This is a genomic window from Roseibium sp. FZY0029 (genome assembly GCF_036350355.1).
Classification (GTDB): domain Bacteria; phylum Pseudomonadota; class Alphaproteobacteria; order Rhizobiales; family Stappiaceae; genus Roseibium.
This window is the reverse complement of sequence record NZ_JAZDVZ010000008.1, coordinates 139476-156487: the sequence shown is the minus strand read 5'-3', so window position 1 is coordinate 156487 and position 17012 is coordinate 139476. Positions and strand designations below refer to the sequence as shown.

9 protein-coding genes are annotated in these 17012 nt (G+C 61.4%); 4 read left to right on the top strand and 5 right to left on the bottom strand.

The genetic code is table 11. The features are described from left to right. Positions 1-71 precede the first annotated feature (71 nt). Positions 72-6707, top strand: a complete 6636-nt coding sequence (locus V1T76_RS21895) for an autotransporter outer membrane beta-barrel domain-containing protein (RefSeq protein WP_330562812.1) — start codon at positions 72-74, stop codon at positions 6705-6707. Between the two features lie 74 nt (positions 6708-6781). On the opposite strand, the gene V1T76_RS21890 is transcribed toward V1T76_RS21895, so the two are convergent. Further along, the gene (locus tag V1T76_RS21890; RefSeq protein WP_330562811.1) at positions 6782-7624 is read right to left on the bottom strand and encodes a universal stress protein; all 843 of its coding nucleotides are present in this window, start codon (positions 7622-7624) and stop codon (positions 6782-6784) included. Positions 7625-7875: 251 nt separating this feature from the next. On the opposite strand from V1T76_RS21890, the gene V1T76_RS21885 reads away from it, so the two are divergent. Next, positions 7876-10572 carry a cation-translocating P-type ATPase gene (locus V1T76_RS21885; RefSeq protein WP_330562810.1) on the top strand — a complete coding sequence of 899 codons (2697 nt, stop codon included), beginning with the start codon at positions 7876-7878 and terminating at the stop codon, positions 10570-10572. Between the two features lie 91 nt (positions 10573-10663). Here the strand turns inward: V1T76_RS21885 and V1T76_RS21880 are convergent, their stop codons facing one another. After that, entirely contained in the window at positions 10664-11137 is a 474-nt protein-coding gene (locus tag V1T76_RS21880; RefSeq protein WP_442970158.1) for a fasciclin domain-containing protein, read from the bottom strand. Between the two features lie 253 nt (positions 11138-11390). Beyond that, positions 11391-11942, bottom strand: coding sequence for a Crp/Fnr family transcriptional regulator (locus V1T76_RS21875; RefSeq protein ID WP_330562809.1), 552 nt, complete (start codon positions 11940-11942; stop codon positions 11391-11393). A gap of 64 nt (positions 11943-12006) precedes the next feature. Here V1T76_RS21875 and V1T76_RS21870 point away from each other — a divergent pair, with 64 nt between their 5' ends. After that, positions 12007-12588: a hypothetical protein gene (locus V1T76_RS21870; RefSeq protein WP_330562808.1), complete on the top strand. Its 582-nt coding sequence runs from the start codon at positions 12007-12009 to the stop codon at positions 12586-12588. Between the two features lie 31 nt (positions 12589-12619). Here V1T76_RS21870 and V1T76_RS21865 read toward each other — a convergent pair whose 3' ends face one another. Both V1T76_RS21865 and V1T76_RS21860 read right to left on the bottom strand, forming a co-directional pair. Next, entirely contained in the window at positions 12620-13936 is a 1317-nt protein-coding gene (locus tag V1T76_RS21865; protein WP_330562807.1) for an APC family permease, read from the bottom strand. Between the two features lie 66 nt (positions 13937-14002). Then, a complete protein-coding gene (locus tag V1T76_RS21860) occupies positions 14003-14209 on the bottom strand; it encodes a heavy-metal-associated domain-containing protein (protein ID WP_040440994.1) in 207 nt (68 codons plus the stop codon). Positions 14210-14368: 159 nt separating this feature from the next. Here V1T76_RS21860 and V1T76_RS21855 point away from each other — a divergent pair, with 159 nt between their 5' ends. Next, a complete protein-coding gene (locus V1T76_RS21855) occupies positions 14369-16876 on the top strand; it encodes a heavy metal translocating P-type ATPase (RefSeq protein WP_330562806.1) in 2508 nt (835 codons plus the stop codon). Positions 16877-17012 lie beyond the last annotated feature (136 nt).

The window sequence follows — 17012 nt, the reverse complement described above, 5'->3', positions numbered from 1 at the left end:
GCAACGTAACCGCAGGGAAAAAACGGGCTTCTTACCCGCATACCAGGGAAAATAGCCGAAAAAAGTCTCTATTGCTTTCGACCGCATCCCTGGCAAGCCTTTGCCTTGCGTCCCCCGCGCTGGCAAATTCCCTATGCGATCAGTCGGGCGATCCGTGGGTCTGCACATTCGATACAACCTCGGATGTCAGTTACGTAGATCTGACCTCCTCCGGCGCTTCCGCCGGAGCGCAGGCCCCTGGGATTACGATCCAGAACGACGGCCAGCAGAACATGGTCATCCCTACCAGCGAAGGGCTTTACGCAAACTGGTATGTCGAATCCAGAGGCGCGGATGGCGAGGACTCCGGCGCGGCCGGGGCAGGCGGAACGGTTACGATCGTCAATCAGAGCAGTCTCGACATCGATGTGTCGGAAGTCAGCCAGTTTGCCATGGGTATCTTCGCCCGTTCCAGCGGCGGCGAAGGCGACCAGTCCAACGGAGACAACAACTCGAACGGCGGCTCCGGCGGCAATGGTGGTTCCGTTCAGGTCACCAACACAGGCGTTGCAAGCTATTCCGCCGTCGGCTACGCCAACTTCGGATTTGCCATCTTCGTTGCAGAGAGCAACGGTGGGACCGGCGGCAACCAGAACAACAGCATCCTGTCGGACCAATACGGCGGCCAGGGAGGCAGCGGCGGCAGCGTCACCGTCAACAACACCGCCCCGAGCGATTTTACTGTCGGTTCGAGCAGCAACCGCTTTCAGGGGCTTGGAGAAGGCGGCGGGTTCATCGCCAGATCCTTTGGCGGCAGTGGCGGCGATAACAACGGCAACGCCGGTGCTGGTGGAACAGTCACGATCAACAACGCCATGAACGGTGACATCTACTGGGATGTCACCACGGCCGGGGGCGACGGCCTGTTCGTTCTCTATGGGTTAAGCGAAGGCGGTGCCGGCACCGCCTCGACGGACAACAGCGACGACGGCGGCGATGGCGGCAACGGCGGCACCGTCTCGATCACCAACTCTGCCAGGCTCGTCCTCGACGTTACCGGCGGCAGCTACGAACCGAGCGCAGCAATTGGCGCAAAAAGCCTTGGCGGCAAGGGTGGCACCGGCCCCACCAAGGATCATAGCGGCGGCGATGGCGGCACGGCAGGATCCGTGTCGGTGTCTCTTCAAGACGGAAAATCCATCGAAACGAGCGGTGCCAATGTGTACGGCGTGCTGGCACAAAGTATCGGCGGTGAAGGTGGAGACGGCGGCGACGGCACGGCTCTCGCCGGGACCGGAGGTGGTGGCGGTTTCGGCGGCGATGCCGGCACGGTTTCCGTTACCGTTTCAGGTGGCACCAGCATTGAGACAAGCGGCGCTTTTTCCGCAGCCATCGCACTGCACTCCATCGGCGGCGGCGGCGGAACGGGGAGCGATTTCCAGAGTGTTCTCGGCGGTCAGAGCGGCAACGGCGGCAATGGCGGCGATGCCGGAAACGTCACCCTTTCGCTTGGCAGTGCGACGGTCTCAACCGCAGCAGACCATGCCTTCGGTGTCGTCGCGCAGTCGATCGCAGGAAGTGGCGGAACCGGCGGGATCGATGCCTCAACCCTGGTTGGACTGGGCGGCGATGGCGCTGGTGGCGGTGCAGCCGGTACCGTAACGGTCAACTCAAGCGCTGACATTACGACCAATGGCTTCAATTCGCTTGGCATCATCGCCCAGTCCATTGGCGGTGGCGGCGGAGCCGCCGGGTCTTCCAGCGGGTTTGTCAGCATCGGCGGCAGCGCTGCCGGATCAACGGCGTCCAATGGAAGTTACGTCGGCGTTTCGAATACGGACACCATTACGACCAAAGGCGCTTCCTCGGCCGGCATCCTGGCGCAGTCGATTGGCGGAGGCGGCGGGTCTGGCGGCGACAGCACCGGTACTGTCGGCGTGGGCGGCCAGGGTTCAGCAGGCGGAAATGGTGGAACGGTCGCCATTCCGAACATCGGAACCATCGTCACCTCCGGCGGCTATTCTCCTGGAGCCATATTTCAGTCTGTTGGCGGCGGCGGGGGCAACGGCGGCAGCGTGCAGACCCTGTCGACCATCGCCTCCATCGGCGTCGGCGGTTCCGCCGACCTGGGCGGTGACGGCGGCGAAGTCTGCGTCGACAACACCGGCGGATGCGTTTACTCCGGCCTGCCTTCGCTGCAGGCCGCAACGAGCAACGGCAACGCCAACATTACCACCACTGGCGTATTCGCGCCCGGGTTGATCGCCCAGTCCATCGGCGGCGGTGGCGGCAACGGCGGTAGCGTCAAGAATTTCAGCGTGCTGTCCTTCCTCGCCTTTCAGATGGGGGGCAGCGGCGGCGATGGCGGTGACGGGGGAGCCGTTTCCCTAACCCAGAACCAGTTTTCCGCCGCGACCTCAGGCGCTCAGTCGACGGCTGTCCTCGCACAGTCCATCGGCGGCGGCGGCGGCACGGGTGGCAGCGCCAACTACTTCGACGCGACCATCGGCTTCAACGCCGCCTTTGTTCTGGGCGGCAGCGGTGGAGCCGGAGGCAACGGGGACGACGTCACGATCGACCTTTCGAGCGGTACAATCGCCACCGGCCTTTCCGCATCTTCCACCTCCAAGTACGCCCCCAACAATGCGACCGGCATTCTGGCTCAATCGATTGGCGGCGGTGGCGGCAATGGCGGGTCGACATCCGCCGGCGATTTCCTGGTTGCCGCCCCGACAGGCACCGGCGTTCCCCTCGCCTTCAACTATGTGGCAACCGTTGGCGGCAACGGCGGCAATGCGGGGGCCGGCGGCAACGTGACCGTCACGTACGACCAGCCCTCCAGGCTCACGACGATCGGCGATGCCTCTCACGGGATCCTGGCCCAATCGGTTGGCGGCGGCGGCGGCAACGGCGGCGATGCATCCGCGCTGACAGCCACGCTTGGCGACAAGGACACGGTGGAATCCACCGCTACGGTCGCCTTGGGAGGCGGCACCGGCAATGCCCTGAGTGACTTCAATTCGGATTATGCGTTCACGACATCCGGTGGCGGCAATGGCGGGGAAGTCAACGTAACCCTGGGAACCTACGGCTCGTCCTCCAATTCAGGCGGCACCACTGCAACGAAACTGACAACCCTTGCCCCGGAAAGCACGCTTTTCACTTTCGGCGACGGTGCCCATGGCGTTCTGGCGCAATCGATCGGCGGCGGCGGCGGCAACGGCGGTCTGGGCAACAGCAATGCCTATTCGCAAGGTGGTATCGCGTCACTTGAAGCGAAGATTTCCCTGGGCGGCCAGGGTGGTTCGGGCGGTGACGGCTCCTCCGTCGAGATCCATAACTTTGCCGGCTACACGGTCCAGACGCAGGGATCGGGCTCCAAGGGCCTGGTCGGACAGTCCATCGGCGGCGGAGGTGGCAACTCGCAGGGTGGCACCGTCTACCTTGGCGTTGGCGCCAGCAGCGTCTCCGGCAGCATGTCCCTGGGTGTAGGCGCGATCGGCGGCAGCGGCGGCGACGGCGGCACCATCTACGCCGAACAATACGGCCGCATCGAAACCTTCGGCGGCGACTCGGACGGTGTCGTGCTGCAATCCATCGGCGGCGGCGGTGGTATCGGCGGATCGCTCGGCAATGACGCGTCGTCTCACAAGGTTCTCGACGCCATTGGAGCCTTGAAGAAACAGATCAAGCGCCTGTCGGATTCGGGAGCGTCCTATTCGTTCACGGTCGATGTCGGTGGTGGCGGCGGGTCTGGCGGTGACGGCAATCAGGTCAAATATTACCATGATGGCCAGATCATCACGCAAGGTGCCTGGGCGGACGGGGTCGTCCTGCAATCAATTGGCGGCGGCGGCGGTCAGGGCGGTTCGTCCACGGCCAGCGGCAGCGAAGTCAGCGCCTCGATCGAACTTGCAGTCGGCGGCAGAGGCGGCTCTGGCGGGGACGGCGGTGAAGTCGCCGTCTGGCTCAATAGCGGCGACAACAATTTCATCAACACGGCCGGTTTTGCAGCCACCGGTATGACGATGCAATCCATCGGTGGCGGCGGTGGCCAGGGTGGCGACGGCTCGGACAACCAGACCGGCACACTGGCAATCGGCGGGGACGGTGGCGGCACAGGTGGTGCAGGCGGCGATGGCGGCCAGGTTCACACCTATGACACCAGCGCGGTAACGATCACCACCAGCGGCAATGATGCTGCTGCCCTGGTTGCCCAGTCGATCGGCGGTGGCGGCGGCACCGGCGGGGTCGGCAGCAGCGCGGAAACAACGCGCGTCGACGGCAGTGAGCTGAGCGTCTCCGTGGGTGGTTCAGGCGGTGTGGCCGGCAATGGCGGGACAATCGATCTGGCAATGGACACGACGATTGCCACCTACGGCAACCGCTCTCATGGCGTTCTGCTCCAGTCCATTGGCGGCGGCGGCGGGTATGGTGTCACCGGCAGCGTCGAAGGCGGGCTTGATCTGGCCCTTGGCGGCACGGGCGGCGCGGCTGGCAACGGCGATGCGGTGACGTTCCAGCTAACCGGAGGAGCCGGTATCCAGACCAGCGGCGACGGCGCTTTCGGCCTGGTGGCCCAATCCATCGGTGGTGGCGGCGGATTGGCAGGCGATGCGACCGGCGGTTCCATGACCAACACCACCGCGAACCTGACCTCCGGCGGCGCCAGCGGCAACGGCGGGCAGATCACACTGGATATCGATGCGCCGATCACCGTCACGGGTGATGAGTCCATCGGTATTATCGCTCAGTCCATTGGCGGCGGCGGTGGCATTTCGGGCACTGGCTCGGGCGGCTCGGCCGGCCTCATGTCAACGGACAGCACGGGAACCGCAGGCGCTATCAATCTGGACATCGCAAGCCAGGTGGCGGCCACCGGCGCGCGTTCGTCAGGCGTCTTTGCGCAAAGCCAGGGTGCTGACGGCAACGGGACAGTCGGGATCACGGTTGACGGAAACGGCAATGTTCAGGGCGGCACGGACACAGACGCAGCGGCTATCAGGGTCTCCAACGGGCTCAACAACACGCTCGTTCTGAACGACAGTGCGATTGTCCAGTCAGGCGCATCGCGCAACGGCACCGACGACACCGGCTCCTATGCGGTCTGGTACACCGGCACAGGCACGACGGCTGACGGGGCAATCCTCGATGTAACGGTCAATGACACTGCGTCCCTTTACGGAGATGTCGTCCTCACCAATGCCGACGGCGGCAGCGCAGGTACAGTCACCAACAATTCACCCAACACCCTTGCTGACGGCTATCTGTACGATGCAAATGTGATCAACAACGGCCGTTTCGTTTTGGGCCGCGCACGCGACCCCGGCAAGACAGTGATTACCGGCAACTTCACGCAAAGCGCACAGGGTTTTCTGGTCGCGGACATCGACCTGAACAATTTCAATTCCGATTGGCTGGAAGTGCGCGGCGACGCGACGCTGGCAGGAACGCTCGGTCTCAAGACCATCAGCCTTCTTCCGGACAGAAAGACAAAGGTTCTGTCGGTCGGCGGGTCTGTTACAGGCACCCTCACCCCGCAGGACTCTCTCATCTTCGATTACCTGTTCAGTCCGGAAGGCTCCGACTATTATTTCCAGGTAACCGGCGCCGACTTTACGCCCAACGGCAAGGTGAAGCTCAACCGTGATCAGAAGGCCGTTGCGGAAAACCTTCAGGATATCTGGGATCGCGGCGGCAACAACATCTTCGGCACGTTGTTCGGGGCTATTGCCGATGAGGTCGACAATCAGTCTGGAGACTATGCGGACACCCTGAACCAGCTTCTGCCGCGCACCGGGCTCGCCGCCGTTGTTGAACAGACATTCGAAATGCTGTCCTTCGGCGACAGCCTGATGAGCTGCCCCGTCTTCGAAGGCGACGACGCGGGCATAACAGAGGGCTCCTGTGGCTGGGCACGGGCGACCGGCGGCACTGGCCACCGCGCGGCGATCGGCAACTCGCCGAGCTATAACGCCGACGCGCTGACCTATCAGCTCGGCGGGCAACGGGAAATCGCTCCGGGCTGGTTCATCGGCGGCTCTGCGGCCTTTCAGCAGACCTGGATTTCCCAGGCCTCCGGAACCGTCAAGGGAGACGGCAAGTCGGGATATCTCGGGGCAAGCCTGAAACGGGAGATGGGGGCGTGGACCCTTTCTGCCGCCGCCGCCGGCAGCTATGGCAGCACGCGCTTCGACCGCAACCTGTCGATTTCAGACCTAAACGAAACCATCTCAAGCTCGCCCGACGTGCTGGCAGGCTCCATCAGGGCGCGGATCGCCCGCACATTTGCGGCAACAAACGTCTACGTCAAACCCTACATCGACTTTGACGCGATCTATTCCAGGGTCGGCAACTACCGGGAAAGCGGCGACTACGGGCTGGAATTCGACTCCACAGGCCATTGGAATTTCGCCGCAACGCCTTCCGTCGAGTTCGGCAGCCGGCTCCGCTACAAGGATGGCAAGGACCTGCGGGTTTACGGCAAACTCGGCGTCTCGTTTCTGTCCAGCAACGAGTGGCAAACCGATGCCCGCTTCACCAACCGCTCCGGGGGAACCGGGTCTTTCAAGACATCTGTCGAGCATGAAGACCTGTTTGCCACCATTGGCGCCGGCCTGCAGCTCACGTCCATCGAAGGGGTCGACCTGCGGCTTGAGTACAACGGCCGCTTCTCGGAAAAACTGGCCACCAACAGCGGCTCACTGAGGCTCAGCATTCCCTTCTAGGTCCGTGCGTCCTGGGCTGGCGATGTGACCACCTCAAACGTGACGAGCGCCACCTGACGAAAATCGGGTGGCCGTCAGTGCGACAAGAACAGGGGTACGCTGGTTTGCTCCAGCATTTCCCGGGTTGTGCCGCCCAGAATGTTCTGCCGCAGACGCGAATGGCCGTAGGCTCCCATTACCAGGAGGTCGGAACCCAGTTCAAGCAGGCTGTCGAGAAGAGCTTCAGACACGGCTCTGTCCGCAGACACCACGCTTTGAACGTTGACCCCAAGGCCATGGCGGGCAAGCACCGTGGCGATGTCGCTGCCGGGATCTTCGCCGTGATCATTGTCTCCGACGACCGGATCAACCAGCAGCAACGTGATTTCCTCAGCCGCCTTTAGAAAGGGCAATGCGTCGGAAACGGCGCGGGCAGCCTCCCGCCGGGAATTCCAGGCGATGGCCACTTTGGTGCCGATGCGGTCTGAGTTGAAGGAGTTGGGCACATAAAGCACAGGCCGGCCGGAATCGAAAAGCGCTCCATCAATTGCATTTTTTTCGATGCTGTTCAGACCGTTTTCGGCTGACCGAAGGACAACGGCCAGATCGCAATAGATGGCGTGGCGCGCGACAAGATTGTCTTCGCGGGCCTCTGAAGACAAAACAGGCCTGACATCGAAAGAGATGCCCTCGCGCGTGAGCTGATCCTCAAGCCGGGACGCAAGGGTCGTCAACTCGGTCTTCCGCTGATCGAATTCCTTCGCCCAGATATCAATGTAACCGTGTCCCCCCGACCCGTAGAAGGGCAGATGCGGAACTTCGCCGATGGGAAGCAGCGTGAGGTGGGCGTCGAAAACTCTGGCCACACCCAGGGCTTTTCCGATGGTATCGGCAGAGACGTCCCGCTCCGTGATGGCAAGTATCGTCTTGTAGCTCATCGTTCCAACTCCCTCACAGACGCCAACCCCGCGCGCCCTGCCTCACATGATCGGTCCATTTTCTGGGAAATCCCTGTCGAGGCAAGCAGTGGCGACTACGTAGGCAGCCGGCACGCTGTTCCAAGCGGCATAAGCATTGATCCCGACTTGGCGGGACAAGATGAATCCACAACCAAGTGTCATTATCAGCTACGGTATGCCTCATGCGGCGATGCTGCTGTTTAAACGACACTCCTTTGGACCAGGCCCTGTTGATCCAAACCCGCATGGACACTCCCTTCGCACATGACGCTGAAGTGCTTGCCAGAGAGCTTTCGGTTCACCCCGCAACCGGGCTCGGAAGCGATGACGTTGCCAAGCGCCGCGCGTTATACGGTCCCAACACGTTCCGGAAGCTGAAGTCAAAGAGCGCGCTAGCGATCTTTGCCCATCAATTTGCTAGCATCATCGTCTGGCTTCTGGCTGCAGCCGTCGTCATGTCGCTGCTGCTCAGCGACATCGCGGATGCTGTCGCGATTTCAATCGTCCTCGTGCTGAACGGCGCAATCGGATTTTTTACCGAATTGCGTGCAGCCCGGTCGATGGAAGCCCTGCTGCGGATAACAACGACCCATTCCCGCGTACGCCGAAGTGGCAAGGTTTACGAGGTCGAGGCAACGGAGCTCGTTCCCGGCGACATCGTGATCCTCGAGGCAGGAGATGTCGTGACGGCCGATGTTCGTCTGATCGCCGCTTCGGATCTTCATTGCGATGAATCGCTGCTGACGGGGGAAAGCGTTCCGGTAGAAAAACACACCGCAACAATGTCCGCAGACACATTGCTGGCTGAACGCCTCAACATGGCCTTCAGCGGAACCGCAGTCACTCAGGGCCTTGGCGAAGGCATCGTCGTGGCGACGGGAATGACCACTGAACTCGGCCACATCAGCACCCTCGCGCAGGAGGCGGAGGCCGACGTTTCGCCACTGGAAAAGCGACTGGACAGGCTGGGGCGGAAGCTGGTCTGGCTAACCGCGGCGCTGGCGATACTGACCATCCTTGCCGGCATTCTCTGGGGCCATCCGCTTCCGGACATGCTGAAGACCGGGATCGCGCTTGCGGTTGCCGCCATTCCGGAAGGTCTGCCTATCGTCGCCACGCTCTGTCTGGCACGGGGCATGTGGCGCATGGCGGCGCGAAACGCGCTCGTCACGGAACTGTCGGCCGTCGAAACGCTCGGCGCGACAACCCTTATCCTGACCGACAAGACGGGAACGCTGACCGAAAACCGGATGTCGGCCTCGCGTTATCTTCTGGACGGCACCTCCGTCGACATCCTGCAGCAGGACAAGGGCCTGCGCTTTAGTTCGCAAGGCCAGGACGTGGCGCCGGCTACCATGGAACCTCTTTCGGCCGCGGTGAGAATTGGCGCGCTGTGCAACACGGCAGAATATGGCGAGAGCGCCGACGTCGCCCGGATCGGGGATCCGATGGAAATATCGCTGCTGGCCACGGCTGCCGCAGCAGGCCTTTCAAGGTCCCAACTGCTGCAGACCCTGCCCCCTGCCGGCCAGCATGCGTTCACCCCGCTGCGCAAGATGATGGCAACGGTTCATAACGACGGTGAAGGTCGCTTTCTCTATGCGGTCAAGGGCGCCCCGGAAGCTGTCCTCGATGCATCGGCTGACGTTCTTGGGGCTGACGGCACCCGGCATCTGACGGATGAGGATCGCGCCTCGTGGCGCAAGCGTCAGTCGGAGGCGGCCCGGCGCGGGGAGCGCCTCCTTGCCCTCGCCTTCAAAACGGCAGCAACGCCTTCCGAAGATCCCTATGAGGGACTGACCCTCATCGCCCTGGTGTGCTTTGTCGATCCGGTACGCGACGACGTTCCGGCGGCGATCCGGGCAAGCCTGCAGGCAGGTGTGCGCGTTGTCATGATGACCGGCGACCACGCGGAAACCGCGGCGAAGATTGCGGCGGATGCGGGCATCGGCACGTCCGATCTGAAAGTCTTGTCCGGCCGCGACGTAAGCGGGTTCGATTTGGACAGGGCAACGGCCGAGCAGCGCGCGCAGCTCATGACCACCGATGTCTTCGCGCGGGTGGCCCCGGACACCAAACTGAACCTGGTTTCGCTGTTTCAGAAGGGCGGCCATGTGGTTGCCATGACGGGCGACGGTGTCAACGACGCTCCAGCTCTCAAGAAAGCGGATATCGGCATTGCGATGGGCAAGCGCGGCACTCAGGTTGCCCGCGAAGCCTCGGATATCGTGCTCAAGGACGACGACTTCGCGACGATCATCGCCGCGATGCGCCAGGGCAGGATCATCTTCGAGAACATCCGCAAATTCGTCGTCTACCTGATGTCCTGCAATGTGAGCGAGGTGTTGATTGTCGGCATAGCCGTCGGCGTCGGCCTGCCTGTGCCGCTGCTGCCGCTTCAGATCCTGTTCCTCAATCTCGTCACGGACGTCTTTCCCGCCTTTGCCCTCGGGTTTGGCAAGGGCGACGATGGCGTCATGCAGCGACCTCCGAGAGACCCAAGCGAGCCCATTGTCGACCGTTCGCGCTGGATGTTGATCGGATATCTCGGTAGCCTGATTACGATCTCGACGCTTTCGGCATTTGCCGCCGCGCTGTTTCTGCTTGATCTGGAAACCGACAGAGCCATTACGGTGGCCTTCCTGACGCTGGCACTGTCTCAGCTCTGGAACGTCTTCAACATGCGTTTGGCGGCGGGATCCGTCTGGAAAGGTGATGTGCTGCGCAACGGTTATGTCTGGGGCGCTATTGCCTTGTGCCTTGGACTGATCGCCCTCGCCATGCTGAACAAGGATCTGGCGACGCTTCTGGCACTGCCCTGTCCGGGGCAACTCGGCCTTACACTGGCGGTTATGGCGAGCTTTGTGCCGCTGGTCTTCGGGCAGGTCTGGATCTGGCTGATGGCGCGAAACAGCGGTTCGAGGTGAGTTGCCGCCTTTCCATCCGCAGAACCTGATCGTCGGGAGCAGGTCTGCCGGTGCTTGTTTGTGCCCGGCAGACCTGCTTTCCGGGGCCGAATTACATCGGCGGCATGATGACCTTGTCGATCACGTGAATGACGCCATTGTCGGCGGCAACGTCCGCGGTCACGACATTGGCGTCGTTGACCATGACACCGTTATCGAGATCAACCGTGATTTCGCTGCCTTCCACGGTCTTCGCCGTCATTCCATCCGAAAGATCCGTCGACATGACTTTGCCGGGAACCACATGGTACGTCAGGATGGCGACAAGCTTTTCCTTGTTTTCCGGCTTCAGAAGGTCGTCGACGGTGCCGGCGGGCAGCGCGGCAAAGGCTTCGTCGGTGGGTGCGAAAACGGTGAACGGACCGTCGCCTTTCAAGGTGTCAACAAGGCCCGCGGCCTGAACGGCGGCAACGAGCGTGCTGAACGAACCTGCGTCGACCGCCGTGTCGACGATATCGGCGGCTTTGGCGGGAAGAGACATCACGGATGCTACGAGACCGATTGCAAGATACTTGGCGAATTTCATCTGATCCTCCTTGTCACGTACTGAAACTGGCTTTGCACCAGCGACCTCGATACGTGACGTTTCAGAAGGGAGATCTGCGCAAAAGACGGATCTTTGAACACATTAATGTCAGGTTAATTTGATGATCCAAAAGTGAACCAAACCCCGGATAGCGCAATCAGTGATAGGCGCAACGAACGAACGCATCCCCAGTTGCGAACTGCGCGATATCTCCAGCCGAGACCTGGTATCCAACGTGAGGCGAATTGAGCTTTCATCCGATGGACAGTTTCTTGCCGCTTCGGCGGCTTCCGATTTCCCGGTAGAGAGCTTCCGGACTGACGGCGATCTGCCGGGCGATCTGATGCCACTCCCCTTTCCGCGGCAAGGAGCCATGCCATGCCAGCCAGGCATCGAGCCTCTCTGCCACGGTCTTGAGGGCCAGAATTTCGCTCCTCAAACGGGTAGTCTGGATTTCGCGGGCAAGCCGCGCCGCCCAGGCTTCCGCGAGGTTCGGGTCCGTTCGAAACAGCTCCAGAAAGCGAGGTCTGGAAATCCCGCGCACCGATGTGTCCGGCCCGGCAATCGCGTCGCAGTGATAAGCGTCGGCGAAAGCAGAGGCTTCGGCCACGATGGCTCCGGCGAAGGCGCGCTGGAGGACGAGAGGGTTACCCGCTGTCTGGTGACGAACAAGCTGAACCTCACCCGTCATAACCACGAAAAGACTTTCCACCTTTTTTCCCTGGTGGAACAGATACGTTCCAAGTGGGAGCCGGCGCTCAAACGTCCCGGCCGTTCTGAAGAGTGAGGAAATATCAAGTGACATGATAGCTATCATGTTCCAATTGGCGCCACTGAGGCAAGATGTTCGCAAAGCCGGAGGAGCCACCATGAACCGCTACATACTTGCCCTGACAGCCGTCGTTATATGCACAGTTCCGGCACAGGCCCAGACGATGCAGCATCATGATCACTCAGCCATGCAGCATGCCGTGGACGGCACCGGGCCGTCATCCGCAAAGGCGGTCCCCCGTGAACCGGGCCAATCCGCCTTCGCGGCCATACAGGAAATCGTGTCCCTTCTTGAGGCTGATCCGCAGACGGACTGGTCCAAGGTCGATATCGAAGCACTGCGCAGTCACCTTATCGATATGGACAACGTCACCCTCCGCTCAAATGTGCAGACCATGCCTGTCGACGGCGGCTATCGTTTCACCGTGACGGGGGAAGGCAATGTCACCAGTTCGATAAGACGCATGCTGAGCGCTCATGCGGCAACCATGAACGGGGTCCGAGGTTTCAGCTACGAGGTGGCGGAAACCCCGGGCGGTTCAATTCTGACCGTTACTGCCAGCGAGCCCTCAGACTTGCAGATGCTCTCAGGTCTCGGGTTTATCGGTGTGATGACGCTGGGAGCGCATCATCAGGAACACCATCTCGCTCTGGCTTCCGGTCACTCGCCCCATCATTGAACCTGATGCCGCCGGCAAGGCACAATCCGGCTCAGTGCGAGTGCTCCTCCTGCGCCTCCGGCGGATTGAAATGCAGGAAAGCCTTCACGAACACAAAGACGACGGCGATGCCCGCTACAGCATAGACGACAATTGCCGGGTCCTGTCGCCACTTGAGCAAAGCAAAGGTGGCAAGGACGACAGCGTCGAGACCGATTGCGGTGAGCAGCACCCAGCCCCGCGCGCTGATGTCGGAGCGCAGATGCCTGAACACACCCCAATGGATGATGATGTCCATCACGAGATAGAAGAATGCGCCGAGCGAGGCGATCTGGCTGAGATCGAAGAAAACGGCCAGCAAAGCGGCAACAACCACCGTGTAAACCAGCGTATGATCCTGAACCTTGCCCGGCATGCCGAAGTGGCTGTGCGGGATCAGCGCCATGTCGGTCAGCATTGCCAGCATCCGGGAGACCGCAAACATGCTTGCAATCAGACCGGAACTGGTGGCGACAAGTGCCAGCGCCACGGTCAGATAAAAGCCCACCGAGCCGAGTGCCGGCTTGGCTGCTTCCGCCAGCGCATAGTCCTTGGCCTGGATGATTTTCTCCAACGGCAAACTGGACCCGACGGCAAAGGCGACCAGCAGGTAGACCAGGATGCAGATGATGATCGCCACGATGATCGCCCTGCCGACATTGTGGTGCGGATTGGTAATCTCCGCGCCGCTGTTGGTGATCGTCGTGAAGCCTTTGAACGCAAGAATTGACAAGGCTGTTGCGGCAATGAACCCAGTCAGGCCTGCCTGGTCCGCCCCGCCGCCAGTCGCTTCAAAAGAAAATCCACCGGCCCACAAGGCGGCACTTCCGAACAAGGCAATGCCGCCCACCTTCAGCGCCGCCATGACGGTGGAAAACAGACCGACCGACTTGTTTCCCGAGATGTTGACCAGGAAAGCGAACAGGATGACAGCAACGCTGATGGCCGGAAGCAGCCAGCCCGAAGGTGACATGTCCAGGCCGCGCAGGAGATAACTTGCAAAGGTCCGTGCGACGAGACTTTCATTGATGACCATCGAAAGTGCCATCAACAGCGCCGCCCCCGCCGTCACCGCGGTCGGACCATAGGCTTTTTTCAGGATCATGCCGATGCCGCCCGCTGAAGGATAGGCATTCGACATCTTGATGTAGGTGTAGGCGCTGAAGGCGGTGACAACCGCACCGGACAGGAAGACAAAGGGAAAGAGAGGGCCGGCCAGTTCGGCGATCTGACCTGTGAGGGCGAGAATGCCCGCCCCGATCATGACACCGGTGCCCATGGCAACTGCATCAAAGAGTGTCAGGCTGTCCTTCTTATAGTCTGATGACAAGGCCGGTCTCCGTCAAAACAAGGTCCCGGATACGCCGATTGGCCGATCCGGGACGGCTTGTACTCTTCAGCGGGTTTGCTGAAGCAGTTCGGAGCTGTAGCCCGCTTCCTTGAGAACGCCCGCAATTTCGTCTGCAGACCGAGTGCTTGTTACGGTCACTGTCCTGTTTTCCATGTCGAACTCGACCTGGGCAGTGCCATCCGCTTGCTCAATGGACTTGCCTATGGTCGCCTTGCAGTGACCACAGCTCATGTCTGGAACGCTGAACTTCATGATTGGCTCCATGGTTGATTGATTTTCCGGTTCTCGCACTTCCAGCGACTGGAGGGTCAAGACGAAAAGTTCAGAAAATTTTGGAGCAGGTTCTTGACCTTCCAGTGACTGGAAACCCCATTTGAGAGACAGTGAATAATCCATGCCGGAGTCGGACCCATGTCTGGGCAACAGAAAATCTCCTTGTCGGTTCAGGGAATGTCATGCGCTTCCTGTGTGGGGCGCGTCGAGCGCGGCCTTGCGTCTGTCGAGGGCCTTGAAGATGTCGGCGTGAACCTGGCAACTGAAAGTGCACAGTTTACTGCCGCCCCCGACAAGATTGCGGCGGCCGTCGCCAAGCTGGACGATCTCGGCTATCCCGCGCGAACGCAAACGGTCACGCTGACCATTCAGTCCATGTCCTGTGCGTCGTGCGTCGGCCGCGTCGACAAGGCGTTGCAAGCTGTTCCCGGTGTCATCAGTGCCAGTGTAAACCTTGCGGCCGAGACGGCGACAGTCGTCTTTGCGGAAGGTGCAACGACCGTTCAGGATCTGATCAAGGCCAGCACCGATGCCGGCTATCCGGCAAGCCTCGCAGACGCGGGCTCGTCACAGGATCGGAGCGAACGCAAGGCGGAAGAAGCACGGGAACTGGTGCGCAAGATGGCACTTGCAGCCACCTTTGCCCTGCCCGTGTTCCTGATCGAAATGGGCGGGCATCTGGTCCCCGCCTTTCATCATCTGATTGCAGCGACAATCGGTCAGCAGGCAAGCTGGATCCTGCAGTTCGTGCTGACAAGCATTGTGCTTTTCGGCCCGGGCCGATCTTTCTACCAGAAGGGCATTCCGGCCCTTTTCAAAGGCGCTCCGGATATGAACAGTCTGGTGGCTGTAGGCACCGGCGCCGCCTATCTCTATTCGGTGGTTGCCACGTTCCTGCCGGAGCTCGTTCCCGCCGAAGTTCGCGCGGTCTATTTCGAGGCCGCGGCCGTGATTGTCGTCCTGATCCTGCTCGGGCGTTTCCTTGAAGCGAGAGCAAAGGGGCGTACCGGTGCGGCCATTCAGAGCCTGTTGGGCCTGCAGGTCAAGTCGGCCCGCGTGCTGCGGAATGACGAGATTGTAGAAGTGCCCATTGAAACGCTGGCTATCGGCGACATCGTCGTCGTGCGTCCTGGAGAGCGGCTCGCGGTTGACGGCGAAGTGGTCGAGGGTTTCTCGCACGTCGATGAAAGCATGATCACGGGTGAGCCCCAGCCTGTCGCGAAGACGGCCGGCAGCGCGGTGACTGGCGGAACGGTGAACGGCAGCGGTGGACTTCAGTTCAAGGCGACTCGTGTCGGCGCCGACACGACGCTGTCGCAGATCATCCGCATGGTCGAAGAGGCTCAGGGCGCCAAGTTGCCTATTCAGGGGCTGGTGGACCGCATCACGCTGTGGTTCGTGCCCGCTGTCATGGCCGCTGCCCTGGCGACGGTCCTGGTGTGGCTGATCTTTGGTCCGAACCAGGCGCTGACACTCGCCCTGGTGGCCGGTGTGTCGGTGCTCATCATTGCCTGCCCGTGTGCCATGGGCCTTGCGACACCCACCTCCATCATGGTGGGCACAGGCAGGGCCGCCGAAATGGGCGTTCTGTTCCGCAAAGGCGACGCGCTCCAGCAGCTTGCCGACGTCGACATTGTCGCCCTGGACAAGACCGGCACTGCCACGGAAGGCCGGCCGGAACTGACGGATCTGATTCTGGCCGACGGCTTCGAACGCGCGTTCGTGCTGTCGCGCATTGCTGCGGTCGAGGCCCGCTCGGAACACCCGGTCGCCGAGGCTATTGTGCGGGCAGCCGGCAAGGAAGGCGTTGAGAGGCTGAGGGCCAGTGAGTTCAACTCCATCACCGGCCATGGCGTTTCCGCTGTCGTAGACGGTCAACGGGTGCTCGTTGGCGCCGACAGGCTGATGGCGCGCGAAGGGATTGTGACCGACGCCCTCTCTGACGAGGAGACCAGACTGGCAAAACGCGGTCGCACGGCGCTCTATGCAGCCATTGACGGCAGGATTGCCGCTGTTGTCGGGGTTGCCGACCCGGTCAAATCCTCAAGCCGCGCCGCAATTGCAGCTCTTCACCAGCTGGGGTTGAAGGTCGCGATGATTACCGGCGACAAGCGGGAAACCGCAGAGGCGATTGCCGCGGAAACCGGGATCGACACCGTGATTGCCGGCGTCCTGCCCGACGGAAAGGTGGACGCCCTGACAGAACTGAAGGGCAACGGCGGCCGCATTGCCTTCGTCGGGGACGGTATCAACGACGCTCCTGCCCTCGCTCATGCGGATGTCGGCATAGCAATCGGCACCGGCACGGATGTGGCCATTGAATCGGCCGATGTCGTCTTGATGTCGGGCGATCTGAGGGGTGTCGTGAATGCTTACGAGGTCTCCCGCCGGACCATGCGCAACATCAAGGAAAACCTGTTCTGGGCGTTTGCCTACAATACGGCCCTGATCCCCGTGGCTGCGGGTGCGCTCTATCCAGCCTTCGGCGTGTTGTTGTCGCCCGTGCTGGCGGCCGGCGCCATGGCCTTGTCATCGGTCTTCGTGCTGACGAACGCGCTTCGGCTCCGCCGGATATCACCGGTGATGGATGAAGCAAGAACCAGCACCGTTGCCGCCCTAGGTGCAACGGCGGTGGCTGCCGAATAGGCGGCTTTCTGCCTCAGTCAGCCAACGCCATTTGTACCAAAAAAGAACATGCGCCATCAGACCGCTCTAAACGGAATGTTTGTCGCGGGCGATCCGCGACTGCCGTCTGTGTTCGGCTTGCTTTCCGTGCGGCAAG

Excerpts from the sequence above, each read along its gene's own strand:
- V1T76_RS21875 (WP_330562809.1), bottom strand. The coding sequence starts at position 11,942 with ATGTCACTTGATATTTCCTCACTCTTCAGAACGGCCGGGACGTTTGAG.
- V1T76_RS21860 (WP_040440994.1), bottom strand. The coding sequence starts at position 14,209 with ATGAAGTTCAGCGTTCCAGACATGAGCTGTGGTCACTGCAAGGCGACC.
- V1T76_RS21890 (WP_330562811.1), bottom strand. The coding sequence starts at position 7,624 with ATGAGCTACAAGACGATACTTGCCATCACGGAGCGGGACGTCTCTGCC.
- V1T76_RS21870 (WP_330562808.1), top strand. The coding sequence starts at position 12,007 with ATGAACCGCTACATACTTGCCCTGACAGCCGTCGTTATATGCACAGTT.
- V1T76_RS21880 (WP_442970158.1), bottom strand. The coding sequence starts at position 11,137 with ATGAAATTCGCCAAGTATCTTGCAATCGGTCTCGTAGCATCCGTGATG.
- V1T76_RS21855 (WP_330562806.1), top strand. The coding sequence starts at position 14,369 with ATGTCTGGGCAACAGAAAATCTCCTTGTCGGTTCAGGGAATGTCATGC.